Origin of the sequence: Streptococcus sp. 1004_SSPC, from assembly GCF_001069025.1 — a bacterium.
In the GTDB taxonomy this organism is placed as follows: domain Bacteria; phylum Bacillota; class Bacilli; order Lactobacillales; family Streptococcaceae; genus Streptococcus; species Streptococcus vestibularis.
This window is the reverse complement of record NZ_JWGQ01000114.1, coordinates 1-893: the sequence shown is the minus strand read 5'-3', so window position 1 is coordinate 893 and position 893 is coordinate 1. Positions and strand designations below refer to the sequence as shown.

At 45.5% G+C, this 893-nt stretch carries 1 protein-coding gene; it reads left to right on the top strand.

Going from position 1 to position 893, the window contains the following annotated elements; genetic code table 11:
* Positions 1-893, top strand: an 893-nt coding sequence (gene galE, locus ADF62_RS08420) for a UDP-glucose 4-epimerase GalE (RefSeq protein WP_048788583.1), incomplete at both ends; no start/stop codon positions are given.

Genomic DNA, 893 nt, shown 5'->3' with positions numbered 1-893 from the left:
ATCGGTTCTCACATGGTGGACCGTTTGGTTGAAGCGGGGCAAGAAAAAGTCGTTGTCGTGGATAACTTGGTGACTGGTCACCGTGCGGCAGTTCATCCAGACGCTGTATTCTACGAGGGAGATTTAGCAGATCAGGACTTTATGCGTAAGGTCTTTAAGGAAAATCCTGATGTCGATGCCGTTATTCACTTTGCGGCCTACTCACTTGTGGCTGAGTCTATGGAAAAGCCACTTAAGTATTTCGACAATAACACTGCTGGTATGGTGAAGTTGCTTGAAGTCATGAACGAATGTGATGTTAAATACATTGTCTTCTCATCAACAGCTGCAACTTATGGTATTCCTAAGGAAATACCAATCCTTGAAACCACACCACAAAAGCCAATCAATCCTTACGGTGAAAGCAAGCTTATGATGGAAACCATCATGAAGTGGTCAGACCAAGCCTACGGCATCAAGTATGTTCCTCTTCGTTACTTTAATGTAGCGGGGGCTAAGCCTGACGGTTCTATCGGTGAGGACCATGGTCCTGAAACCCACCTCTTACCAATTATTCTCCAAGTGGCTCAAGGTGTGCGTGAGAAAATCATGATTTTTGGTGACGACTACAATACTCCAGACGGTACAAATGTTCGTGACTATGTGCATCCATTTGACTTGGCAGATGCCCACCTCCTTGCTGTTGAATATCTTCGTAAAGGCAATGAGTCAACAGCCTTCAACCTAGGCTCTTCAACGGGATTCTCAAACCTTCAAATCCTTGAAGCAGCTCGCAAGGTAACGGGTAAGGAGATTCCAGCTGAGAAAGCTGATCGTCGTCCTGGTGATCCAGATACATTGATTGCCTCTTCTGAAAAGGCTCGTACGGTACTTGGCTGGAAACCACAATTTGA